Source organism: Comamonas sp. A23 (genome assembly GCF_004522605.1).
Classification (GTDB): domain Bacteria; phylum Pseudomonadota; class Gammaproteobacteria; order Burkholderiales; family Burkholderiaceae_C; genus Comamonas; species Comamonas thiooxydans.
In genome coordinates this window covers 201,664-222,957 of record NZ_RSDT01000002.1, presented here as the reverse complement: position 1 = coordinate 222,957, position 21,294 = coordinate 201,664, and the positions used below count along the sequence as shown (strand labels likewise).

Below are 21,294 nucleotides of genomic sequence, written 5' to 3'. Positions count from 1 at the left end.
GGGTCTGAATGCATCAAATCAATCAACCAATCTGAGAGAGAAGGCTGTGAGCCTTGGCCTTGAGATCGCCATGGGCTTCGGCGATCACTTCCTCGATCAGTGTACGCGCTCCGTCGCTGTCGCCGATGGCATTGAACTCTTCGGCCAGGGCCAGTTTGGTGGCTAGCGGGTCTTCGGGTTCGGAGGGCGCTGGCACGGCATCGATTGGCGCAGCGATATCGGATGTGCCCAGATCCAGCGACAGGCCGCTGAGGTCGAAGGTCACATCGGCTTGCGCAGGGGCGGCGGCAGGGCTGGCGGCCTCTTCACCCGGTTGCTGCAAGGTCAGGGCTTCGATGTCCTGCTCTGTGTCCAGGCGCTCCTGGTTGGAAGATAGTTCCAGCGGCGCAGTTTCCTGTCCGCTCTCGGCCTCGGGCTGTGCCTGCGAAGGCAGTGTGAAGCTGTCGAGGTCGAACTCGAGCGCATTCAGGGAGCTTTGCTCGGCGGGCGCGGGAGCTGCGACAGGGGCCGGGGCTTGAGATGCCGTGGCGGGCAGGCTGAACGAGGCCAGATCGTCGAGGTTCAGGTTCAGGCCATTGTCTGCTGCGGGTGCTGGCTCGGATGCGGTGACAGGGGTGTCCCACTGTGCCAGTGCCGCGAAATCCTGCTCGTTGGGCAAGGAGACGGGCTCGGAGGCCACAGGCGCTGCGCTGGCTGCGGTGTCAGGCAGGTCCGCCGGCAGCTCCAGATCCATGTCGAAGTCCATGCCGGCGGGCTCTGTGGGTGGCCCTTCGTGGCTGGCAGCGGCTTCCGCAGCCTGTGCAGCAGCCAGTGCCGAGCCGAAGCCCACGGCGGCGGCCACGCCGCCTTGCAGGGCGCTTGAGGGATCGGTGGGGTTGAAGGCGCTTGGGGTCGCAGCTGCCGCTGCATGAGCCTGGGGAGCTCCGCCCAGCTGGTAAGTCAGATTTTCCGGATCCAGGATACGGCCCTGATCGGCCAGCCGCTGCCATTCGGGCCCCTTGCCCTGGGTCAGGGCAAAGACGTTGTTGGCTACAGATGCGTAGGCCATGCGGTCATGGCGCTTGGCATAGATTTCAGCCAGCTTCTGGTGCAGCACCAGGCGGTTGGGGTCGCTGCGCAGCGCTTCCTTGAGGATTTCCTCGGCCTGCAGGTCGCGGCCGTAAGCCAGGTACACATCGGCTTCGGCCAGCGGGTCCACATCGCCGGCGTCGAGCTGGCTGGGAGAGTACTGCATGGACTGGCCCGACATCTGGCTGCTGCTGGTCGTGGTGTCCACGCGCTGGCCGCCGCTGGCGCCGAAGAAGGAGTCCGCCGACAGCTGGCTGTCGCCCAGCGTGCTGTCCGCGCCTGCCGCAGCGGCTTTGCGACGCTGAGAAACACGGTAGCCGCCATAGCCCAGAAGCAGGGCCAGCAGTGCTGCGCCAGCCAGCGGGATGGTCGGGTCTTCCATCAGGCTGTCGATAAAGCTGGGCTCTTCGGGAATGGGGGCCGGTGCTGCCACAGGCTTGGGAGGTGCAACCGGTGCCGGTGCGGGCGCTGCAGGCTCGGCTGCGGCCTGTGCCGGTTCGCCTTCGGCCGGAACTGGTGCAGGCGCGGTGTCGCCTGGCTTGCCGGCATCGGCTGCAGCCGCCTCGGGTGTGACTGGGGGCGCAGACGTTGCAGCCGCATCAGCAGCCGGTGCGAGGGCAGGCGCTGCAGCATTGGCGGCGCTGGCCGCGGGTACGGTGACTGCAGGGCTTGCCGCTGGTGCAGCTGCAGCCGGGGCGCTTGCCGCGGGAGCTGCGGCCGTACCTGCAGGTTTGGTGGCTGCCGCAATCTGGCTTAGCTCGGCCATATTGCGCTTGAGCTCATCGGCACGCGCAGACTGGTCTGCTGCCTGTTTTTGCTGGGCCACTTGCTCATCGGCAGCCACGCCTTTGACGGAGCCCTTGGACAGGGTCAGCTTGTCGGGGGCTGCGGTGGCGGCCTTGGCATCGGCGACATGGGCCTGAACCTGGCCGGAAGCGCTGCGCGATGCAGCTTCCACAGGAGCCACAGGTGCCACGCCAGCCAGTTGACGGCGGAACTGGTTGAAATCCTGAGACTGGGCCGCCATGATCTGGCGGGCTTCCTTGGCCGAGGTGGCCTGGGCGGCCGCCTGATCGGGCAACTGAATCACCGCGCCGCTGCGCATGCGGTTGATATTGCCATTGACAAAGGCCTGCGGGTTGCTGCGCAGCATGGCGACCAGCATCTGATCAAGCGAGACGCCTGCTGGCTTGTGCGCTGCAGCAATGCGACCTGCGGTGTCGCCTGTCCTGACGCGAACTTCATCGCTGCTGCCAGCCGGTGCCGCAGTGCCGGCCTGGCGTTTTCGCTGAGGCTTGGTTGCAGCTTCGTCCTGATCGCGGTCATTGCGCAGGTCCCGGCCGGCCGTGTTGACAGGGCTGGACGCCGGGCGTGCAGTCACGGCGGGACGCGCAGGCGCAGGCACCACGGCAGGCGTGGCCTGGGCAGCGGTGGTGGGCGCAGGAGCAGGGCGGCGCGTTGCAGGAGGGTCGAGCAGCAAGGTGTAGTTGCGCTGCAGCTTGCCTGATGCCCAGTTGGCATCGATCACCAGGTCGACAAAGGGATCATTGACTGGCTGAAAGCTGCTGAGCTTGAGCACGGCCGAGCCGTTGGCACGTTTTTGCACCTGCACGCGCACCGAGTTGGCCGTGCCCGTGAATTCCATGCCCTGGGCACGGAATGCAGCTGGCGATGCGATAGCTGCCTGCAGGCTGTCGGCCTCGGCTGCGCTGAGTTGAGGGATCTCGACCTCGGCACGCAAGGGCTCGCCCAGAGCCGACTGCACCGTGATGCGTCCCAGCGCCAATGCCCATGCATCGGTGGCCGGGAGGCTTGACAGTGCGAGGGTGGCTGCGGCGAGCGCAGATAGTTTCCAGCGTTGCATAGGGCTCAGACTTGATTCGTGCAGCCTACAGCCCTCTTGTTCTTGATCGGGTTTGTGGCTGCGGTGCACATAAAAATTGGAAATTCCAGCAGGCGGCAAAGGTCTCTCGGCCCGGCGGACACAGTTTGCATTGTCAACGACGCTATTGCAATGTGAGCAAAAGCATGGCTGGCAAGGCTCTCAATTGTTGTCGATTGGCAACGAGATGAAACTTAATGTAGGTTTGCTGACGGTTTGCATTCGCCCGAATAAGCGGGCAATTGTCGCCCAAGCCTGGAGCTTGGACATGAAAAAAGCGCCGGCCATCACGAGGATGACTGGCGCTTTGCTGTGCTGGATCAAGCCATTCGCAGGCTTGATGGTGGACGGGATCAGGCTGCCAGCAGGATGCGCAGCATGCGACGCAGCGGCTCGGCAGCGCCCCACAGCAGCTGGTCACCGATCACGAAGGCCGAAACGTACTCGGGGCCCATGTTCAGCTTGCGCACGCGGCCCACGGCCACTTCCAGACCGCCGGTGGTGGCAGCAGGAGTCAGCTCCTTGACGGTCAGTGCACGGTCGTTGGCCACGAACTTGACCCAGGGATTGCCGCCCTTGATCAGGGCCTCGATCTCTTCCAGGGGCAGGTCCTTCTTGAGCTTCAGGGTCAGGGCCAGAGAGTGGCAGCGCATGGCGCCGATGCGCACGCACAGGCCGTCGACGGGTATCGTGGCTTCGGTGCCGAGAATCTTGTTGACCTCGGCCTGGCCCTTCCATTCTTCCTTGGACTGGCCGTTGGGCAGCTGCACATCGATCCAGGGGATCAGGCCGCCGGCCAGAGGCGCGCCGAAGAATTCGGTGGGCACATCTTCGCGGATGGTCTGGGCCACCTTGCGGTCGATTTCGAGAATCGCCGAAGCAGGAGTCGCCAGTTCGTCGGCGACGGCGGCGTGCACCACGCCCATGCCCTTGAGCAGCTCGCGCATGTGGTTGGCGCCACCGCCCGATGCGGCCTGGTAGGTCATGGAAGAGACCCATTCCACCAGACCGGCCTTGAACAGACCGCCCAGACCCATCAGCAAGATGGAGTTGGTGCAGTTGCCGCCAATCCAGTTCTTGCCGCCGGCGGCCAGCTTTTGCTGGATCAGGTCGTCGTTGACGGGGTCGAGCACGATGACGGCGTCGTTCTCCATGCGCAGCGAGGAGGCGGCGTCAATCCAGTGGCCGTTCCAGCCGGCAGCGCGGATCTTGGGGAAGACTTCCTTGGTGTAGTCGCCGCCCTGGCAGGTGATGATGATGTCGCACTTGGACAGCTCGGCGATGTCGTTGGCGTCCTTCAGCTCGGTGTGCACCGTGGCCATGGCCGGGGCCTTGCCGCCGGCATTGGAGGTGGAGAAGAACACGGGCTCGATCAGCGCGAAGTCGCCTTCGGCCTGCATACGATCCATCAGCACGGAGCCGACCATGCCGCGCCAGCCCACCAAACCTACCAATTGCTTGCTCATTTGAAACGCCCTTTCAGTTTTGAAAACAGTAGCTTGAGACTGCTTCGGCCGGCTCGTCAGGGCCGGAAGGGGCGCGCGACGAACCGGGCTGGGTCAGCCTGTAATCGTCTTAATGGTGATTGCGCGCGCATTCACACCGGCAGTCTTTGCGGGTGTGACGATTTCGGGAGCGAAGGTGCGTGCGGCAAACATAAGAGTTGTCATTCTAGCGACTAGAGAAAAAGCTTGAAGAACTAAAAGTGCTTGAAACTCTAGTCAAAACGTCGAAATAAATGATTTATTTTTGACGTTTTGTTTTATTTGGTGCCGAATTTTGCGTCAAACCCAAAGCCGCCGCTTACGGCGGCGGCTGGGCTTCAGCGGTTTCGGTGCCTCAGACGCCGGCCAGCGCCTTGACCACGGCATCACCCATTTCACGGGTGCTGACCTTGGTCGTGCCTTCGCTGTAGATGTCGGCAGTGCGCAGGCCGTCGGCCAGCACCTTTTGCACGGCGGCTTCGATCTTCTGGGCGGCTGCTTCCTGACCCAGGCTGAAGCGCAGCATCATGGCGGCCGACAGAATGGTGGCCAGGGGGTTGGCGATGCCCTTGCCGGCGATGTCGGGAGCCGAGCCGTGGCTGGGTTCGTACAGGCCTTGCTTCTTGTCGTTGAGGCTGGCGCTGGGCAGCATGCCGATGGAGCCGGTCAGCATGGAGGCTTCGTCGGAAAGGATGTCACCGAACATATTGCCGGTCACCACCACGTCGAAGCGCTTGGGTTCCTTGACCAGTTGCATGGCGGCGTTGTCCACATACATATGGTCCAGGGCCACGTCGGGGTATTGCTTGGCGACTTCGCTGACCACGTCCTTCCACAGCTGGAAGGTCTCCAGTACATTGGCCTTGTCCACGCTGGTCACGCGCTTGCTGCGCTTTTGGGCGGCCTGGAAGGCGACATGGGCGATGCGCTCGATCTCGGGGCGCGAATAACGCATGGTGTCGAAGGCTTCCTCGGCGCCGGGGAAATGGCCGTCGGGAGCCACACGGCGGCCGCGCGGTTGGCCGAAGTAGATGTCGCCGGTCAGTTCGCGGATGATGAGGATGTCCAGGCCTGCCACCAGCTCGGGCTTGAGGCTGGAGGCGTGGGTCAGCTCCTTGTAGCAGATGGCGGGGCGGAAGTTGGCGAACAGGCCCAGGGCCTTGCGCAGGCCCAGAATGGCCTGCTCGGGGCGCAGGGGGCGGTCCAGCGTGTCGTACTTCCAGTCGCCCACGGCACCGAACAGGATCGCATCGGCTTCCTGTGCCAGCTTCAGCGTGGCAGGAGGCAGGGGGTGGCCGGCAGCTTCATAGCCGGCACCGCCCACGGGAGCGGTTTCCATCTCCAGACCCAGATTCAGGGCCTCGAGCACCTTGACGGCTTCCGCGACGATTTCGGGACCGATGCCATCACCGGGCAAAACTGCAATCTTCATGATGTTCCTTTGATTAATTTGATAGCTGCTAGCGCTTGATATTCATAGATTTCAGATTGAATTAATGCTGATGTTCATGAATAGAAGGCGCAAGCAGCTCATTTATGGGTAGCAACCTAAAAACAAGCACGCCCCAAACAAGGGGCATCAAGCAAGGGCCGCCCCGCAGCGAAGATGCCGTCCCCCTTCCGATGCAACGCATCGAGAAAGAGGGAAGCCGCGCAGCGGCTCAGGGGGTTACTTCTGAATCAATGTATGCGCCAGCCAGGGCTTTTGCGCCAGACGCTCGGCTTCGAAGGCCTTGATCTTGTCGGCATGGCGCATGGTCAGGCCGATATCGTCGAAGCCGTTGAGCAGGCAGTACTTGCGAAAGGCGATGACGTCGAAGGCAATTTCTTCGCCTTGGGGCCTTAGGATCACCTGGCGCTCCAGGTCGATGGTCAGCTCGTAGCCGGGGAAGGCCGCGACGTCGTTGAACAGTTGGTCGATCGTGGCCTCGGGCAGCACGATGGGCAGCAGGCCGTTCTTGAAGCTGTTGTTGAAGAAGATGTCGGCAAAGCTGGGGGCCAGGATGGCGCGGAAGCCGTACTGGTCCAGGGCCCAGGGCGCGTGCTCGCGGCTGGAGCCGCAGCCGAAGTTCTTGCGCGCGATCAGGATGCTGGCGCCCTTGAAGCGGGGCTGGTTGAGCACGAAGTCGGGATTGGGCTTGCGGTCGGCTTCGGGCACGCCGGGCTGGCCGGGCTGGTCCAGATAGCGCCACTCGTCAAACAGATTGGGGCCGAAGCCGGTCTTCTTGATGGACTTGAGGAACTGCTTGGGGATGATGGCGTCGGTGTCGACGTTCTCGCGGTCCATGGGGGCGACGAGGCCCTTGTGCACGGTGAATTTTTGCATGGTGTGATTCCAGAATCTTTGGTCTTGGCGACGTTCGCGTCTTGCATCAGAGACGGCCAGCAAGGGCCGCCCCGCAGCAAAGGCCGTCGTCCCCCTTGGGGGAAGACGCGCAGCGACTCAGGGGGTTACGCAAATTTACGGATGTCGACAAAGTGGCCGTGGATGGCTGCCGCAGCGGCCATGGCGGGGCTGACCAGATGAGTGCGGCCGCCGGCGCCCTGACGGCCTTCGAAGTTGCGGTTCGAGGTCGATGCGCAGCGCTCGCCGGGCTCCAGGCGGTCGGCGTTCATGGCCAGGCACATGGAGCAGCCGGGTTCGCGCCATTCAAAGCCGGCGGCCTTGAAGATCTGGTCCAGGCCTTCGCGCTCGGCCTGTTCCTTGACCAGACCGGAGCCGGGCACGACCATGGCCAGCTTGATGTTCTTGGCGACCTTCTGGCCCAGCTTCTTGACCACGGCGGCGGCTTCGCGCATGTCCTCGATGCGGCTGTTGGTGCAGGAGCCGATGAACACCTTGTCGACAAAGATGTCGTTGATGGGCTTGCCGGGTTCCAGTGCCATATAGGTCAGCGCACGTTCGATGGCGCCGCGCTTGTTCGAGTCTTTTTCCTTGTCGGGATCGGGGACGGCGGCATCGATGCCCAGCACCATCTCGGGGCTGGTGCCCCAGGTCACCTGCGGCACGATGTCGGCGGCGTTCAGCTCCACCACTCGGTCGAACTTCGCATCGGCGTCGGAATGCAGCGTCTTCCAGTAAGTGACGGCGGCATCCCATTCGCCACCCGTGGGCGCCAGGGGGCGGCCCTTGATGTAGTTGATGGTCTTGTCGTCCACGGCCACGAGACCTGCGCGGGCGCCGCCTTCGATGGCCATGTTGCAGACCGTCATGCGGCCTTCCACGCTGAGGTCGCGGATGGCTTCGCCGGCAAACTCTATGGTGTAGCCCGTGCCGCCGGCGGTGCCGATCTTGCCGATGATGGCCAGCACGATGTCCTTGGCGGTGATACCGGGCGCGACCTTGCCGTTGACCTGCACCAGCATGTTCTTGGCCTTCTTGGCCAGCAGGGTCTGGGTGGCCATCACATGCTCGACCTCGGAGGTGCCGATGCCATGGGCCAGCGCGCCGAAAGCGCCATGGGTGGAGGTGTGGCTGTCGCCGCAGACCACGGTCATGCCGGGCAGGGTCGCGCCTTGCTCGGGGCCCATGACGTGAACAATGCCCTGGCCCTTGTCCATGAAGGGAAAGAAGGCCGCCGAGCCGAACTCGGCGATGTTGCTGTTCAGCGTGGTTATCTGTTCCTTGCTGATGGGGTCGGCAATGCCGTCATAGCCACGCTCCCAGCCGTCGGTGGGCGTGTTGTGGTCGGCCGTGGCCACGACCGAGCTGACGCGCCACAGCTTGCGGCCTGCCATGCGCAGACCTTCGAAGGCCTGGGGGCTGGTGACTTCGTGCACCAGATGGCGGTCGATATAGAGGACGGAGGTGCCGTCTTCCTCGGTGTGAACGACGTGCTCGTCAAAAATCTTGTCGTAGAGGGTGCGTCCCATGATGGTCTCGTGAGGTTGGTTTGTTGGGAGGATTCTGTTGTGGCTTGATGCGATGTTTCAAGCCTTGGCGCTGGCGGGGCAGAGGTGATCGACCAGCAGGCGGGTGGTCACCGGCAGCGCTTCGAAGTCGCGGGCCACCACGCAGAGTTCGCGGTGCGCCCAGTCGTCGGTGAGCTGCACGGCGCGCAGATGGCCCACGCCATGCATCAGCTCGAATGCGCGGTCGGGCAGCAGGCCCAGTCCCAGGCCGTTGTCGATCATGCGGCACATGGCGTCCAGGCTGGTGACCTGGATGCGCTGGTGCAGCGGGTGGCCAGCCTGGGCTGCGGCAGCGCGCATGGCCAGGCTGATCGAGGAGCCGGCATGCAGGCTGACGATGTCCCATTCCAGCACTTCCGTGAAGGCGACGCTTTCGCGGTCGGCCAGGGCATGGCGCTCGGGCACGACGACGACCAATCGGTCTTTGCGATAGCTGCGGTACTGCAGCGGCACATTGCCCTGGGTCAGCTGAACGGTGGCCTGATTGCCTTCGCTGCTCCTGATATTGCCCAGCGTGCAGATGCCGATATCGGCTGTGCCCTCGGCCACGGCGCTCAGCACGTCGGGGCTCAGGTGCTCCTGCAGATCGATCTTGATCTGGCTGTGTTCGCGCGCAAAGGCTCCCAGGTCTTCGGGCAGAAACTGCACGATGGCCGACATATTGGCGTGCATGCGCACATGGCCGCGCACGCCGTCGGCGTATTCGGAGAGCTCGCCCTGCATGCGCTCCAGCCCGTAGAGCACATTGCGCGCATGGTGCAGCAGGCTCTCGCCGGCCGGCGTCAGCGTCACGCCGCGGCTGTGGCGATAGAGCAGGGCGGTGTCCACCGTCGCTTCCAGGTCGGACAGCCGCTTGCTGACGGCCGAGGCTGCAATGAACTCGCGTTCAGCGGCGCGGCCAATGCTGCCCAGTTCGCACACGGCGACGAACAGCTGAAGCGAGGTGAGATCGATGCGGCGCGCAAAACTGCGCTCTGAATTCTTCATGGGGTAGGCTCAAGTCTTCTCGTTTCGAGAAGTTTTCAGCATTTTTACCGATTAATCTAGCTGCATCCATCTTTGAATGAGATGTCTTGCTTGGCGATGGGTAAATTTTGGAGATGGGTGATTTCTTACTTTGCGATGACTTGGCAAGACCTTGGAAAGCGATGTTGCATTTGTCAGTCTTGTGTACTTGCATTTTCATAGCGAAGACTCTAGATGCCAGAATCGTTCAAGCATGATCCGGCCTGAGGTGCGGAAGTCTTCCTGCTGCCTGAGTTCCGGTGTTTTTTTACAAAGTAAATCGTCAGTAAAGCAGCCTGGAATCGACGCTATTCGCTGCAAAAATGTGAGTCATGAGAGTTCCCAACCATCCGATGTCCGACAGTGAGCCTTCCGAGTTGCCAGCTATGGCTTCGGGGGCGCCCCGCTTGCACCGAAGCCGTTGCTGGAGCCATGCCTGCCTGCTGGCAGCTGCACTGGCGCTGGGCGGCACTGCCTTGCCAGCTGTGGCCAAAGGCAAGACCCCGGCCAAATCCAGTGCGGCCGCGCCAGCCAAATCGTCCAAGTCCACCAAGAGCACGAGTGCAGGTGCTGCCAAATCTTCATCGGCCAAGTCCACCGGCAAGGCCGGTAAAAAAGGGCGCACCGGCCGCAATGCAGCGGTCGCTGGTGCTGCGGCAGCAGGTGCGGCAGCGGCAGCTCCGCTGGGTCGTGAGCATTGGACGCCGGAGGCCAGGAACAATCAGGCCGAAGATGCCAAGGAGCTGGCCGCCATGCGTGCAGCAGCACAGGCGGGCGACGCCAAGGCCCAGTATCTGCTGGGCTCGCGCTACCGTTTTGGCAAAGGTGTGAATCAGGACCTGGCACAGGCTGTGCACTGGTATCGCCAGTCGGCTGACCAGGGCTATGCACCTGCGCAGTCCGACCTGGGAGTGCTCTATGCCAATGGGAGGGGCGTGACTCTGGACGAGGCGCAGGCTGTGAACTGGTACCGCAAGGCGGCAGAGCAGGGCGACGGCATCGCCCAGAACAACCTGGGTCTGATGTATGCCGAGGGCCGAGGCGTGGCGGCCGATGATGCACAGGCTGTGCAATGGTTCGAGCGTTCGGCCAAAAGCGGCGAGGCTGCAGGTCAGTACAGCCTGGGGGTGATGCTCTCCAGCGGCCGGGGCGTCAAGGAGGACGGTCGGGCTGCCCTGCAATGGTTTGAACAGGCGGCCGAGAAAGGCCATGCCGACGCCCAGTACAACACCGGCATGATCTATGCCGTAGGTGCGCTGGTGCCGCAGGATCTGACGCGCGCGGCGCGGTGGCTGGAGAAGTCCGCCGGTCAGGGCAATGCGGCGGCCCAGTCGTCTTTGGGTTTCCTGTATGCCAACGGCCAGGGCGTGCCGCAGGATGCAGGCCAGGCGGCGCGCTGGTTCGATCGTGCAGCCAAGCAGGGCTACACCCTGGCGCAGTCGAATCTGGCAGCCATGTATGTCAGTGGTCAGGGCGTGCAGAAAGACATGGGCAAGGCCTATTTCTGGCTGGCTATCGCTCATGCCAAGGATCCCTCGCTGCAAAGCCGCATGCAGACGGCCGAGCAGACATTGAGCCCCGCAGAGCGGCTGAAGGTGCAGCGCGAGGTGCGCAACTGGAAGCCCGGCAAGGAGTGATCGACGCGCCATGAAAAAAGCCCATCAGGCATTGCCGATGGGCTTTTTGTTGGGTGCAGGGGCCTAGCTGAAGAAGCTCTTCAGGCGGTCCGTCCAGCTTTCGCCGCTGGGCGAATGCTTGGAGCCGCCTTTCTTGAGCGATTCGTCCAGATCCTTGAGCAGCTTGCGCTGGTACTCGGTGAGCTTGACCGGAGTCTCCACCACGATGTGGCAGTACAGATCGCCTGGGTAGCTCGAGCGAATGCCTTTGATGCCCTTGCCGCGCAGGCGGAACTGCTTGCCGGCTTGCGTGCCTTCGGGAATGTCGATCGCCGCCTTGCCTTGCAGCGTGGGTACTTCGATTTCGCCACCCAGGGCGGCGGTGATGAAGCTCACGGGCACGTTGCAGTGCAGATCGTCGCCGTCGCGCTCGAAGATGTCATGGTCCTTGACGCGAATCTCGATATAGAGGTCGCCTGCCGGCCCGCCATTGGTGCCGGGCTCGCCATTTCCGGCCGAGCGGATGCGCATGCCGTCGTCGATGCCGGCTGGAATCTTCACTTCCAGCGTCTTCTGGCGCTTGACCTTGCCCTGGCCGCCGCAGGATGTGCAGGGCTCGGGGATGATCTTGCCCGTGCCACGGCAGTGCGGGCAGGTCTGCTGCACGCTGAAAAAGCCCTGGCGCATCTGTACCGTGCCCATGCCGTTGCAGGTGGTGCAGGTCTTGGTGCTGGTGCCGGGCTTGGCGCCGCTGCCGCTGCAGGTGTCGCAGCTGTCCCAGCTTGGAATGCGGATCTGGGCATCCTTGCCCTTGGCAGCCTCTTCCAGGGTAATTTCCATGGAATAGCTGAGGTCGTTGCCGCGGTAGACCTGACGGCCGCCGCGACCGCCGCGGCCGCCACCGTTGAACATATCGCCAAAGATGTCGCCAAAGGCCTCGGCAAAGCCGCCAAAGCCCTCGCCGCCGCCCATGCCGCGATTGGGATCCACGCCGGCATGGCCGTACTGGTCGTAGGCCGCGCGCTTCTGGCTGTCGGAAAGCATCTCGTAGGCCTCTTTGACCTCCTTGAACTTTTCCTCGGCTTCCTTGGCCTTCTCGCCCTGATTGCGGTCAGGGTGGAACTTCATCGCCAGCTTGCGATAGGCCTTCTTGATATCATCGTCCGAGGCGCTTTTGGCAACGCCCAGAACTTCATAGTAGTCACGTTTGGACATGTGAGTTTTCGGTCGAATGGAACAGGAACGCCGCGCCAGCTCCAGGGAGCTCGGCGCGGCGGCAAGCGGTCAATGGTTTGAGGCCAGGACCTGCCCGCGCTTAGTCCTTCTTGACTTCCTTGACTTCGGCGTCAACCACGTTGTCGTCAGCGGCAGCCGAGGCGCCGGCACCGGCGGAGGCACCTGCTGCGGCAGCAGCAGCTTCGGCACCGCCAGCGGCCTGTGCGTCGGCGTACATCTTCTCGCCCAGCTTCTGGCTGGCCGTCATCAGGGCCGTTGTCTTGGCGTCGATGGCGTCCTTGTCCTCGCCCTTGAGCGCTTCTTCCAGCTCCTTGACGGCAGTTTCGATGGCGCTCTTTTCGGCGGCATCCAGCTTGTCGCCATGCTCGGCCAGGCTCTTGTTGACGCTGTGAACAGCGGCTTCGCCCTGGTTCTTTGCAGTCACCAGCTCCAGCTTCTTCTTGTCGTCGGCTGCGTTCAGCTCAGCATCCTTGACCATGTTCTGGATTTCTTCTTCCGACAGGCCGGAGTTCGCCTTGATGGTGATCTTGTTTTCCTTGCCGGAAGCCTTGTCCTTGGCGGACACGTTCAGGATGCCGTTGGCGTCGATGTCGAAGGTCACTTCGATCTGGGGCACGCCACGACCTGCGGGCGGAATGCCTTCCAGGTTGAACTCGCCCAGCATCTTGTTGGCGCTGGCGATCTCGCGCTCGCCCTGGAACACCTTGATGGTCACGGCAGGCTGGTTGTCTTCAGCCGTGGAGAAGGTCTGCGCGAACTTGGTGGGAATGGTCGTGTTCTTGCTGATCATCTTGGTCATGACGCCGCCCAGGGTTTCGATACCCAGAGACAGGGGAGTCACGTCCAGCAGCAGCACGTCGGAGCGCTCGCCACCCAGCACCTGGCCCTGCACGGCAGCGCCCACGGCCACGGCTTCGTCGGGATTCACATCCTTGCGGGGATCCTTGCCGAAGAATTCCTTGACCTTTTCCTGCACCTTGGGCATGCGGCTCATGCCGCCGACCAGGATCACGTCGTGGATGTCGGAGACCGAGATGCCTGCATCCTTGATGGCGGTGCGGCAAGGTGCAATCGTGCGCTCGATCAGATCGTCCACCAGCGATTCCAGCTTGGCGCGGGTCAGCTTGATGTTCAGGTGCTTGGGGCCTGTGGCATCGGCGGTGATGTAGGGCAGGTTGATGTCGGTCTGTGCGGAGTTCGACAGCTCGATCTTGGCCTTTTCGGCAGCTTCCTTCAGGCGCTGCAGGGCCAGCACGTCCTTGGACAGGTCGACGCCTTGTTCCTTCTTGAACTCGTCGATGATGTAGTTGATGATGCGCTGGTCGAAATCTTCGCCGCCCAGGAAGGTGTCGCCGTTGGTCGACAGCACTTCGAACTGCTTTTCGCCGTCCACGTCGGCGATTTCGATGATGGAGACGTCGAACGTACCACCGCCCAGGTCATACACAGCCACCTTGCGGTCGCCCTTGCCCACCTTGTCCAGGCCGAAGGCCAGGGCAGCAGCGGTAGGTTCGTTGATGATGCGCTTGACTTCCAGGCCTGCGATGCGGCCGGCGTCCTTGGTTGCCTGGCGCTGTGCGTCGTTGAAGTAGGCGGGCACGGTGATGACGGCCTCGGTCACGGCTTCGCCCAGGAAGTCTTCGGCGGTCTTCTTCATCTTGCGCAGCACTTCGGCGCTGATCTGGGGAGGTGCCAGCTTCTGGTCGCGCACTTGCACCCAGGCGTCGCCGTTGTCGGCCTTGACGATCTGGAAGGGCATCAGGTCGATGTCCTTTTGCACCTCGGCTTCGGCGAACTTGCGGCCGATCAGGCGCTTGGCAGCGTAGATGGTGTTCTTGGGGTTGGTGACGGCCTGGCGCTTGGCGGATGCACCGACCAGGATTTCGCCGTCTTCTTGATAGGCAACGATGGAGGGGGTGGTGCGGGCACCTTCGCTGTTCTCGATCACGCGGGTGTTGTTACCCTCCATGATGGCGACGCAGCTGTTGGTGGTACCCAGGTCAATACCGATGATTTTTCCCATAATTCTCTCCGTAATCTGTTGAATGTTTGCTTGATTCGTCACTTGTGGGCGTAGTGGCCGGCTTCAAGAGCCGTCACTTACTATTTTTTGCCCTGACGGTTGTTTTTTTGGGGTGTCTAGCCAGCTCAGCCCTGGGCCACGGTCACCAGCGCGGGGCGCAGGATGCGGTCGGCGATCACATAGCCCTTTTGCAGCACGGCAACCACGGTGTTGGTGGGCTGGTCGGCGGGAACCATGGAGATGGCTTGGTGGTGGTGAGGGTCGAACTTCTCGCCCGCAGCGGGATTGATGGCGAGTACCTTGTTGCGCTCCAGGGCCGAATTCAGCTGGCGCAGCGTGGCGTCCGAGCCTTCGCGCAGCTGTTCGGGCGTGGCGTTCTGGATGGCCAGGGCCGCGTCCAGGCTGTCGATCACGGGCAGCAGGCTTTCTGCAAAGCTCTCGATGCCGAACTTGCGTGCCTTGGCGACCTCTTCTTCGGCGCGACGGCGCATGTTTTCGGCGTCGGCCTTGGCACGCAGGTATTGGTCGGCCAGATCGGCGCTCTTGGCCTTGAGTTCTTCCAGCTCGGCCTGCAGACGTCCCAGTTCGTCCGACGCATTGGCTGCCAGGGCCGCTTCCAGTTCCTCGGGGCTGGCGTCGTTGATGGTATTGGGGTTGTGGTTCTCGGTCATAGTTGGTGAAGGTTTCTCAAAACTTAAGACAATCTGTCTGCCAGATGCGCTCCGCCAGGTCTATTTCAAGACCCGTGCCGCCCAACAAAGGGCGGCGGGCGCAGCGGCTGGGGTGATCCTGCGGGATTTGCGGGACATTCCAGGAGAGTGAGTACTTGTGATTTCAAGACATCTCGCCTTGATTGACCAATGGTAATCGCAGGTTTATAGGCCCCAGAGTGTACAGATAGTCTGCTACTCGGCTAGAATCTCACGTTTTGCCTTGCCGCACCGCTACAGACGCAGTGGGCGGCGTTTACCCAAAAGGAGTCGTTATGCGTCATTACGAAATCATTTTGTTGATCCATCCGGATCAAAGCGAACAAGTTCCCGCGATGCTGGAGCGCTACAAGGGCATGATTGCCGCTGGTGGCGGCAAGGTGCATCGCGAAGAAGATTGGGGCCGTCGTCAGCTGGCTTACATGATCAACAAGCTCGCTAAGGCTCACTACCTGTGCCTGAACATCGAAGCCGACCAGGCTGTGATGGCTGAACTGGAACACGCCTTCAAGTTCAACGATGCCGTGCTGCGTCACCTGACTGTGCAGAAGAAGAAGGCTGAAACAGCTGCTTCCGCCATGATGAAGAGCGTTGAGCGCGAAGAAGCCCGCAAGGCCAACCAGGCTGAGCACGCTTAATAGCATCAGACACTGAAGGAGTGGAAAACCGCGTTGTATTGACGGGCCTTCTCGTAGAGCAAGCTGCTTTGCGCTACACGCCCGCCGGATTGCCGGCCCTGGATTTGCGAATTGAACACAGTTCGCAGCAACAAGAGCTGGGCAGTGCGCGCAACGTGAATGCATCTGTCAAGGCTGTTGCCTTTGGCGCCCTGGCTGAAAAGCTGGCCCGCCAAGCACCCGGTAGTCAATGGACCTTTCAAGGTTTTCTGGCCACGCCGCGCAATAGCAAGATGCTGGTTTTGCACATTCAGGATATTCAACAAAATTAATTTTCAAGAGGTCCAGCAATGGCCACGTTCAAGAAATTCAACAAGGACAAGCGTCCTAAGCGCAACACCCAGTCGCTGCTGTTCAAGCGCAAGCGTTTCTGCCGCTTCACAGTCGCCGGCGTCGAAGAAATCGACTATAAGGATGTCGACACCCTGCGTGACTTCATCGCCGAAAACGGCAAGATTGTGCCCGCACGCCTGACCGGCACGCGCGCCATCTACCAGCGTCAGCTGAACACAGCCATCAAGCGCGCTCGCTTCCTGGCTATGCTGCCCTACTCTGACCAGCACAAGATCTAAGGAGCACGACTATGCAAATCATTCTGCTCGAAAAGGTTGTGAACCTGGGTAACCTGGGCGATATCGTCAAGGTCAAGGACGGTTACGCTCGTAACTTCCTGATCCCCTCCGGCGCTGCACGTCGTGCAACAGCTGCTGCCAAGGCTGAATTCGAAGCCAAGCGCGCTGAGCTGGAAAAGGCTGCCGCCGAGAAGCTGGCTGCCGCTCAAGAACTGAGCGAAAAGCTCAACGGCGTGAACGTGAAGATCACTCAGAAGGCTGGCGTTGACGGTCGTCTGTTTGGTTCCATCACCAACGCCGACATCGCTGAAGAACTGGTCAAGGCCGGTTTCGCAGTGAACAAGTCGCAAGTGCGCATGCCCAACGGCCCCATCAAGACCGTTGGCGACGCCACTGTGGTGGTGGCTCTGCACACCGACGTGGCTGCAGAAGTGGCCGTCTCCGTGTACGGCGACCACTCCTAATTCAGGCTCTGTTCTGAATTGGCAAAAAGCCGCCTTCGGGCGGTTTTTTGTTTTCTGGTAATTGTTTGTCTCGCCAGCGTTTTTATCGTCACCCGCCGTGACGTCGCCACCGCCTCCCGCTACGATGGAGGACTTGTCTCTAGGAGTCTCATGTCGTCAGTAATGCCCCCGCTTGATCTGCAAGATGATGCATTCGCCCCGGTTCCCACTGCCGATCAGCAGGTGGCGCAACTGCGTGTGCCGCCGCACTCCATGGAGTCGGAATCTTCGGTGCTCGGCGGTCTGCTGCTGGACAACAATGCCTGGGAGCGCGTTGGTGATCTGCTTGGCGACGGCGACTTCTACCGACACGAGCACAAGCTGATCTACGAAGCCATCGGCAAGCTGATCAACGCCAGCAAGCCGGCCGACGTGATCACGGTTTATGAGCATCTGCAGGGCATGGGCAAAGCCGAGGAAATCGGCGGCCTGATGTACCTGAACCAGCTGGCGCAGTATGTGCCCAGTGCCAGCAATATCCGCCGCTATGCGGAAATCGTGCGCGAGCGCGCCATCTTGCGCAAACTGGTCACGGCCAGCGACGACATCGCGACCAATGCCTTCAATCCGCAGGGCAAGACCGTGGAGCGCATCCTCGACGAAGCCGAGCAGAAGATCATGGCGATCGGCGAGGAGGGGGCGCGCAACAAGCAGGGTTTCCAGTCGCTGGATTCGCTGGTGGTGGATCTGCTGGACCGGGTCCAGGAGATGGCCGACAACCCCATGGATGTGACCGGCGTGCCCACGGGCTTTGTCGATCTGGATCGCATGACCTCGGGCCTGCAGGCCGGCGACATGGTGGTGCTGGCGGCGCGTCCCTCCATGGGCAAGACCTCGTTTGCCGTGAATATTGCCGAGCATGTGGCGCTCAATGAGGGCTTGCCGGTCGCCATCTTCTCCATGGAAATGGGTGCGGCCCAGCTGGCGGTTCGTATCGTCGGCTCCATCGGCCGCGTCAACCAGGGTAATCTGCGTACCGGCAAGCTCAGCGACGACGAGTGGCCGCGTCTGACCGAGGCCATCGAGCGTCTGCGCACCGTGTCGCTGCATATCGACGAAACGCCGGGCCTGTCTCCAACCGAGCTGCGTGCCAATGCGCGTCGTCTGGCGCGCCAGTGCGGCAAGCTGGGCCTGATCGTGGTTGACTACCTGCAGCTGATGAGCGGATCGGGATCTGCAGCCAGTTCCGACAACCGTGCCACCGAGCTGGGCGAAATCTCGCGGGGTTTGAAGATGCTGGCCAAGGAGCTGCAATGCCCGGTGATCGCGCTGTCCCAGCTCAACCGCTCGGTGGAGCAGCGTACCGACAAGCGTCCCATGATGTCCGACCTGCGCGAATCGGGCGCCATCGAGCAGGATGCGGACATCATCATGTTCATCTACCGCGACGATTACTACAACAAAGAGAGCAAGGAGCCCAATATTGCCGAGGTCATCATCGGCAAGCAGCGTAACGGGCCGACGGGAACGGTGAAGCTCTTCTTCCAGAAGAACCAGACGCGTTTCGAGAACCTGGCGCAGGGCTACGGCACGGACGAATACTAAAAATCATAGCTGTTAGCGCTTGTTGGGTATGGATTTCATAACTCTATGAATATGCAAGCTATGAATATCAAGCGCTGCAAGCTATCAAATTGAAGGACATAAGAAAAGCCCGCAAGGCACAGACCTTGTGGGCTTTGTTTTTTTGAGCAGCTGCGGGGTTAGCGGCTGAACAGGTAGACGCCAAGACCGATCACGCACAGTCCCAGTACGCCGCAGGCCCAGGCCAGGCGCTGTGCACCTATGCGCAGCGCGCCCACGGTTGCGACGATCTGGGCATTTTGCTGGGCCAGCTTCTCGATGATCTCCAGCGACTGGCGCTGCGATTGCTCGAGCTGGGCGATGCGCTCCTCCTGCTGCTGGATCAGCAGCAGCGCCTGCTCGCCGGCGGAGGCCGGTGGCGAGATGCGCTGCGCAGCGCTTTGCGCGCTGGCGTCCTGCTCGCGCGCCTCGGCCTGGGCTTCTTTCTTCTTGAGCATGCCCTGGGCGGCCTTCACCACCTGAGGCGTGGCCTTGATGACCTCGCCCCAGGGCACGAGCTTGAGTGCCGCGATCCAGCTCGCCACTTACAGCACCTCGCTGGCGAAGTCCGCCAGGCGCGAGCGTTCGCCGCGCGCCAGGGTGATGTGGCCGCTGTGGGGCCAGCCCTTGAAGCGGTCCACCACATAGGTCAGGCCCGAGCTGCCTTCGGTCAGATAGGGCGTGTCGATCTGGGCCAGATTGCCCATGCAGATGATCTTGGTGCCGGGGCCGGCACGGGTGATCAGGGTCTTCATCTGCTTGGGGGTCAGGTTCTGGGCCTCGTCGATGATGACGTATTTGTTCAGGAAGGTGCGACCGCGCATGAAGTTCATGCTCTTGATCTTGATGCGGCTGCGGATCAGCTCGTTGGTGGCGGCGCGCCCCCACTCGCCGGCATTGCCGCCGTCGCCCTTGGCCAGGAACTCCAGGTTGTCGTCCAGGGCGCCCATCCAGGGGCCCATTTTTTCCTCTTCGGTGCCGGGCAGGAAGCCGATGTCCTCACCCACGCTCACCGTGGCGCGGGTCATGATGATCTCGGTATAGCGGCGCTCGTCCAGCACCTGGGCCAAACCGGCGGCCAGGGCCAGCAGGGTCTTGCCGGTACCTGCCGTGCCCGTCAGCGTGACAAAGTCGACTTCGGGGTTGACCAGCAGGTTCATGGCGAAGTTCTGCTCGCGATTGCGTGTGGACACGCCCCAGACGGCATTCTTGGGGTTGCCGAAGTCGCGCAGCGTCTTGAGCACGGCCGTCTTGTCGCGGATCTCGGTCACGCGCATATAGAGGCTGGGCTCGCCCGGTGCTTCGTAGTAGACGAACTGGTTGATCATCAACTGGTCGACGATGGCGCCGCTGACGCGGTAGTAGGTGATGGCGCCTTCCTGCCAGCTCTCCACATTCTTGCCGGCCTTGGCCCAGAAGTCGTGGGGCAGGGCCAGTGCGCCCGAGTACAGCAGATCGCCGTCTTCCAGCACCTTGTCGTTCTGGTAGTCCTCGGCGGCCAGGCCCAGGGCGCGCGCCTTCACGCGCATATTGATGTCCTTGGACACCAGCACGACTTCGCGATCCTTGTGCTGCTCGCGCAGGGCGGCGACCACACCCAGAATCTGGTTGTCGGCCTTGCCCTGGGGCAGGCTCTCGGGCAGGGAGGCATCCAGAGGGTTGGTCTGGAAGTACAGCGTGCCGGTGGCGCTGCGCTGACCTGTGGCATTGAGCGGCAGGCCTTTTTCCAGACCGTCGGCGGGCTGGGAGGCAACCAGGGAGTCCAGCGTGCGGCTGACCTGGCGGCCGTTGCGCGCCACTTCGGTCATGCCCTTTTTGTGGTTGTCCAGTTCTTCCAGTACCACCATGGGCAGGAAGATGTCGTGCTCTTCAAAGCGGAACAGGCTGCTGGGGTCGTGCAGCAGCACATTGGTGTCCAGCACGAACAGCGTGGTCGGGCCGGTGCGCGTATTGCGGGCGCGGCGGGCAGGCTTGGCAGCTGCGTCGGCAGGTTTTGCAGGTATTGCGGCAGTGGATGCTGCTGTCGTCGGCGCTGCGCCAGCCGTTGTGGCGGTCTTGCGCGGCTTGGCGGTTGCGTTGGGCTTGCTGGTGCTGCGGCGCGGCTTGGTGACCGCGGGCGCGGTCTCTGGAGCCGCATTCAGGGCGGCTCCGTTGGAGGGGTTCAGATCCTCGTCAAGTTCTGCAGTCTGCTTGGCAGTCTTGCGGATGGACGAAAAGGCTTCTGCGGAAAGCTTTGCGGCGCGGTGGCCGGGTGCGGGGGGCAGGGGCATAGTGGACGAACCGTTCTCAACAAGATTCAAAAAGCACAAAGCCGCCTGGAAACCGAGGCGGCTTTGGTGGGGTGAACAGAGAATACTGCGTAGCACTGAGGCATGCCCCATTATGCATAGGCTGCGAGGGCCTGAATGCAGTATTTCCTGTTTTGCCTTGTTTAAAGACTTTGAAATACTTTGCGTGTAGATGATTGCAAGGTTTTCAGTCCCGGGCGGGGCTCAGGCCACCTTCTTGTCTTGGGTCTTCAGGCTTTTGACAGCCTTGAGTACTTCGTCCACATGGCCGGGAACCTTCAGGCCGCGCCATTCCTGCATCAGGATGCCGTCGGCGCCGATCAGGAAGGTGGAGCGCTCGATGCCTTTGACCTTCTTGCCGTACATGATCTTGTTCTTGACTACGCCAAACATGTGGCACATCTTTTCTTCGGTGTCGGCAATCAGCTCGAACGGCAGTTCCAGCTTTTCCTTGAAGTCGTTGTGCGAGTTCATGTTGTCGCGCGACACGCCGAACACGGTGGCGCCAGCCTTCACGAAATCCTTGTACTTATCGCGGAATTGCATTGCTTCCGTGGTACAACCCGGCGTGTTGTCCTTGGGGTAGAAATACAGGATCAGAATCTGGCCGTTGTGCGAGGTGTTGGACACCTTGACGCCGCCGGTGGCGTTGGCTTCAAATTCTGGGAGTGGTTTGTTGACAACGATCGCCATGCGCTTGTATCTCTCGGGTGTGTTCGTTGAAATGCCGAGGGCGTCGGTGGTATTTTTGTTTT

18 protein-coding genes are annotated in these 21,294 nt (G+C 61.8%); 6 read left to right on the top strand and 12 right to left on the bottom strand.

The genetic code is table 11. The features are described 5' to 3' along the window. Positions 1 to 22 precede the first annotated feature (22 nt). From EIC84_RS05480 to EIC84_RS05455, 6 genes are all read right to left on the bottom strand, one after another. The gene (locus EIC84_RS05480; protein WP_003064257.1) at positions 23 to 2,932 is read right to left on the bottom strand and encodes a FimV/HubP family polar landmark protein; all 2,910 of its coding nucleotides are present in this window, start codon (positions 2,930 to 2,932) and stop codon (positions 23 to 25) included. 371 nt (positions 2,933 to 3,303) lie between these two features. Further along, complete coding sequence (asd, locus tag EIC84_RS05475; RefSeq protein ID WP_003064263.1) at positions 3,304 to 4,416, bottom strand: aspartate-semialdehyde dehydrogenase; 1,113 nt, start codon at positions 4,414 to 4,416, stop codon at positions 3,304 to 3,306. Between the two features lie 373 nt (positions 4,417 to 4,789). Beyond that, positions 4,790 to 5,866, bottom strand: a complete 1,077-nt coding sequence (gene leuB / locus EIC84_RS05470) for a 3-isopropylmalate dehydrogenase (RefSeq protein ID WP_003064266.1) — start codon at positions 5,864 to 5,866, stop codon at positions 4,790 to 4,792. Positions 5,867 to 6,103: 237 nt separating this feature from the next. After that, positions 6,104 to 6,760 (bottom strand): 3-isopropylmalate dehydratase small subunit, encoded by a 657-nt coding sequence (gene leuD / locus EIC84_RS05465; RefSeq protein WP_003057935.1) that lies wholly within the window; start codon positions 6,758 to 6,760, stop codon positions 6,104 to 6,106. A gap of 125 nt (positions 6,761 to 6,885) precedes the next feature. After that, positions 6,886 to 8,307 carry a 3-isopropylmalate dehydratase large subunit gene (gene leuC / locus EIC84_RS05460; protein WP_003064269.1) on the bottom strand — a complete coding sequence of 474 codons (1,422 nt, stop codon included), beginning with the start codon at positions 8,305 to 8,307 and terminating at the stop codon, positions 6,886 to 6,888. 57 nt (positions 8,308 to 8,364) lie between these two features. Next, positions 8,365 to 9,333, bottom strand: a complete 969-nt coding sequence (locus EIC84_RS05455) for a LysR family transcriptional regulator (RefSeq protein WP_003064272.1) — start codon at positions 9,331 to 9,333, stop codon at positions 8,365 to 8,367. Positions 9,334 to 9,704: 371 nt separating this feature from the next. Between EIC84_RS05455 and EIC84_RS05450 the strand changes: the two genes are divergently transcribed. After that, complete coding sequence (locus tag EIC84_RS05450; protein WP_003064276.1) at positions 9,705 to 10,988, top strand: tetratricopeptide repeat protein; 1,284 nt, start codon at positions 9,705 to 9,707, stop codon at positions 10,986 to 10,988. Between the two features lie 63 nt (positions 10,989 to 11,051). Here the strand turns inward: EIC84_RS05450 and dnaJ are convergent, their stop codons facing one another. From dnaJ to grpE, 3 genes are all read right to left on the bottom strand, one after another. Continuing rightward, a complete protein-coding gene (dnaJ, locus tag EIC84_RS05445) occupies positions 11,052 to 12,182 on the bottom strand; it encodes a molecular chaperone DnaJ (RefSeq protein WP_003064279.1) in 1,131 nt (376 codons plus the stop codon). Positions 12,183 to 12,282: 100 nt separating this feature from the next. Next, positions 12,283 to 14,226 (bottom strand): molecular chaperone DnaK, encoded by a 1,944-nt coding sequence (gene dnaK / locus EIC84_RS05440; RefSeq protein WP_003064285.1) that lies wholly within the window; start codon positions 14,224 to 14,226, stop codon positions 12,283 to 12,285. Between the two features lie 125 nt (positions 14,227 to 14,351). Continuing rightward, the gene (gene grpE / locus EIC84_RS05435) at positions 14,352 to 14,897 is read right to left on the bottom strand and encodes a nucleotide exchange factor GrpE (protein WP_003064287.1); all 546 of its coding nucleotides are present in this window, start codon (positions 14,895 to 14,897) and stop codon (positions 14,352 to 14,354) included. A 314-nt stretch (positions 14,898 to 15,211) separates the two neighbouring features. Here grpE and rpsF point away from each other — a divergent pair, with 314 nt between their 5' ends. The 5 genes from rpsF to dnaB all read left to right on the top strand — a co-directional run bounded on the left by rpsF (position 15,212) and on the right by dnaB (position 18,233). Beyond that, a complete protein-coding gene (gene rpsF, locus EIC84_RS05430) occupies positions 15,212 to 15,574 on the top strand; it encodes a 30S ribosomal protein S6 (protein WP_003064289.1) in 363 nt (120 codons plus the stop codon). A 20-nt stretch (positions 15,575 to 15,594) separates the two neighbouring features. Next, positions 15,595 to 15,885 (top strand): primosomal replication protein N, encoded by a 291-nt coding sequence (gene priB / locus EIC84_RS05425; protein WP_003064293.1) that lies wholly within the window; start codon positions 15,595 to 15,597, stop codon positions 15,883 to 15,885. An 18-nt stretch (positions 15,886 to 15,903) separates the two neighbouring features. After that, entirely contained in the window at positions 15,904 to 16,185 is a 282-nt protein-coding gene (gene rpsR, locus EIC84_RS05420) for a 30S ribosomal protein S18 (RefSeq protein WP_003057920.1), read from the top strand. Positions 16,186 to 16,196: 11 nt separating this feature from the next. Continuing rightward, a complete protein-coding gene (gene rplI, locus EIC84_RS05415; protein ID WP_003064296.1) occupies positions 16,197 to 16,649 on the top strand; it encodes a 50S ribosomal protein L9 in 453 nt (150 codons plus the stop codon). A gap of 150 nt (positions 16,650 to 16,799) precedes the next feature. Then, on the top strand, positions 16,800 to 18,233 hold the full coding sequence (gene dnaB, locus EIC84_RS05410) for a replicative DNA helicase (protein WP_034359740.1): 1,434 nt from the start codon (positions 16,800 to 16,802) through the stop codon (positions 18,231 to 18,233). Between the two features lie 158 nt (positions 18,234 to 18,391). Here the strand turns inward: dnaB and EIC84_RS05405 are convergent, their stop codons facing one another. The 3 genes from EIC84_RS05405 to EIC84_RS05395 form a co-directional block, all read right to left on the bottom strand. Next, complete coding sequence (locus tag EIC84_RS05405; protein WP_003064300.1) at positions 18,392 to 18,796, bottom strand: hypothetical protein; 405 nt, start codon at positions 18,794 to 18,796, stop codon at positions 18,392 to 18,394. Continuing rightward, positions 18,797 to 20,521, bottom strand: coding sequence for a PhoH family protein (locus tag EIC84_RS05400; RefSeq protein WP_003064303.1), 1,725 nt, complete (start codon positions 20,519 to 20,521; stop codon positions 18,797 to 18,799). It abuts the gene before it with no gap. Between the two features lie 222 nt (positions 20,522 to 20,743). Further along, positions 20,744 to 21,232: a peroxiredoxin gene (locus EIC84_RS05395; RefSeq protein ID WP_003057908.1), complete on the bottom strand. Its 489-nt coding sequence runs from the start codon at positions 21,230 to 21,232 to the stop codon at positions 20,744 to 20,746. Positions 21,233 to 21,294 lie beyond the last annotated feature (62 nt).

Bases quoted from the DNA above. Each gene is read 5' to 3' on its own strand.
- EIC84_RS05455 (WP_003064272.1), bottom strand. From the start codon at position 9,333: ATGAAGAATTCAGAGCGCAGTTTTGCGCGCCGCATCGATCTCACCTCG.
- EIC84_RS05450 (WP_003064276.1), top strand. From the start codon at position 9,705: ATGTCCGACAGTGAGCCTTCCGAGTTGCCAGCTATGGCTTCGGGGGCG.
- rpsF (WP_003064289.1), top strand. From the start codon at position 15,212: ATGCGTCATTACGAAATCATTTTGTTGATCCATCCGGATCAAAGCGAA.
- EIC84_RS05395 (WP_003057908.1), bottom strand. From the start codon at position 21,232: ATGGCGATCGTTGTCAACAAACCACTCCCAGAATTTGAAGCCAACGCC.
- leuC (WP_003064269.1), bottom strand. From the start codon at position 8,307: ATGGGACGCACCCTCTACGACAAGATTTTTGACGAGCACGTCGTTCAC.
- EIC84_RS05480 (WP_003064257.1), bottom strand. From the start codon at position 2,932: ATGCAACGCTGGAAACTATCTGCGCTCGCCGCAGCCACCCTCGCACTG.
- dnaJ (WP_003064279.1), bottom strand. From the start codon at position 12,182: ATGTCCAAACGTGACTACTATGAAGTTCTGGGCGTTGCCAAAAGCGCC.
- leuD (WP_003057935.1), bottom strand. From the start codon at position 6,760: ATGCAAAAATTCACCGTGCACAAGGGCCTCGTCGCCCCCATGGACCGC.
- grpE (WP_003064287.1), bottom strand. From the start codon at position 14,897: ATGACCGAGAACCACAACCCCAATACCATCAACGACGCCAGCCCCGAG.
- dnaB (WP_034359740.1), top strand. From the start codon at position 16,800: ATGTCGTCAGTAATGCCCCCGCTTGATCTGCAAGATGATGCATTCGCC.
- dnaK (WP_003064285.1), bottom strand. From the start codon at position 14,226: ATGGGAAAAATCATCGGTATTGACCTGGGTACCACCAACAGCTGCGTC.
- EIC84_RS05400 (WP_003064303.1), bottom strand. From the start codon at position 20,521: ATGCCCCTGCCCCCCGCACCCGGCCACCGCGCCGCAAAGCTTTCCGCA.
- leuB (WP_003064266.1), bottom strand. From the start codon at position 5,866: ATGAAGATTGCAGTTTTGCCCGGTGATGGCATCGGTCCCGAAATCGTC.
- asd (WP_003064263.1), bottom strand. From the start codon at position 4,416: ATGAGCAAGCAATTGGTAGGTTTGGTGGGCTGGCGCGGCATGGTCGGC.
- rplI (WP_003064296.1), top strand. From the start codon at position 16,197: ATGCAAATCATTCTGCTCGAAAAGGTTGTGAACCTGGGTAACCTGGGC.
- rpsR (WP_003057920.1), top strand. From the start codon at position 15,904: ATGGCCACGTTCAAGAAATTCAACAAGGACAAGCGTCCTAAGCGCAAC.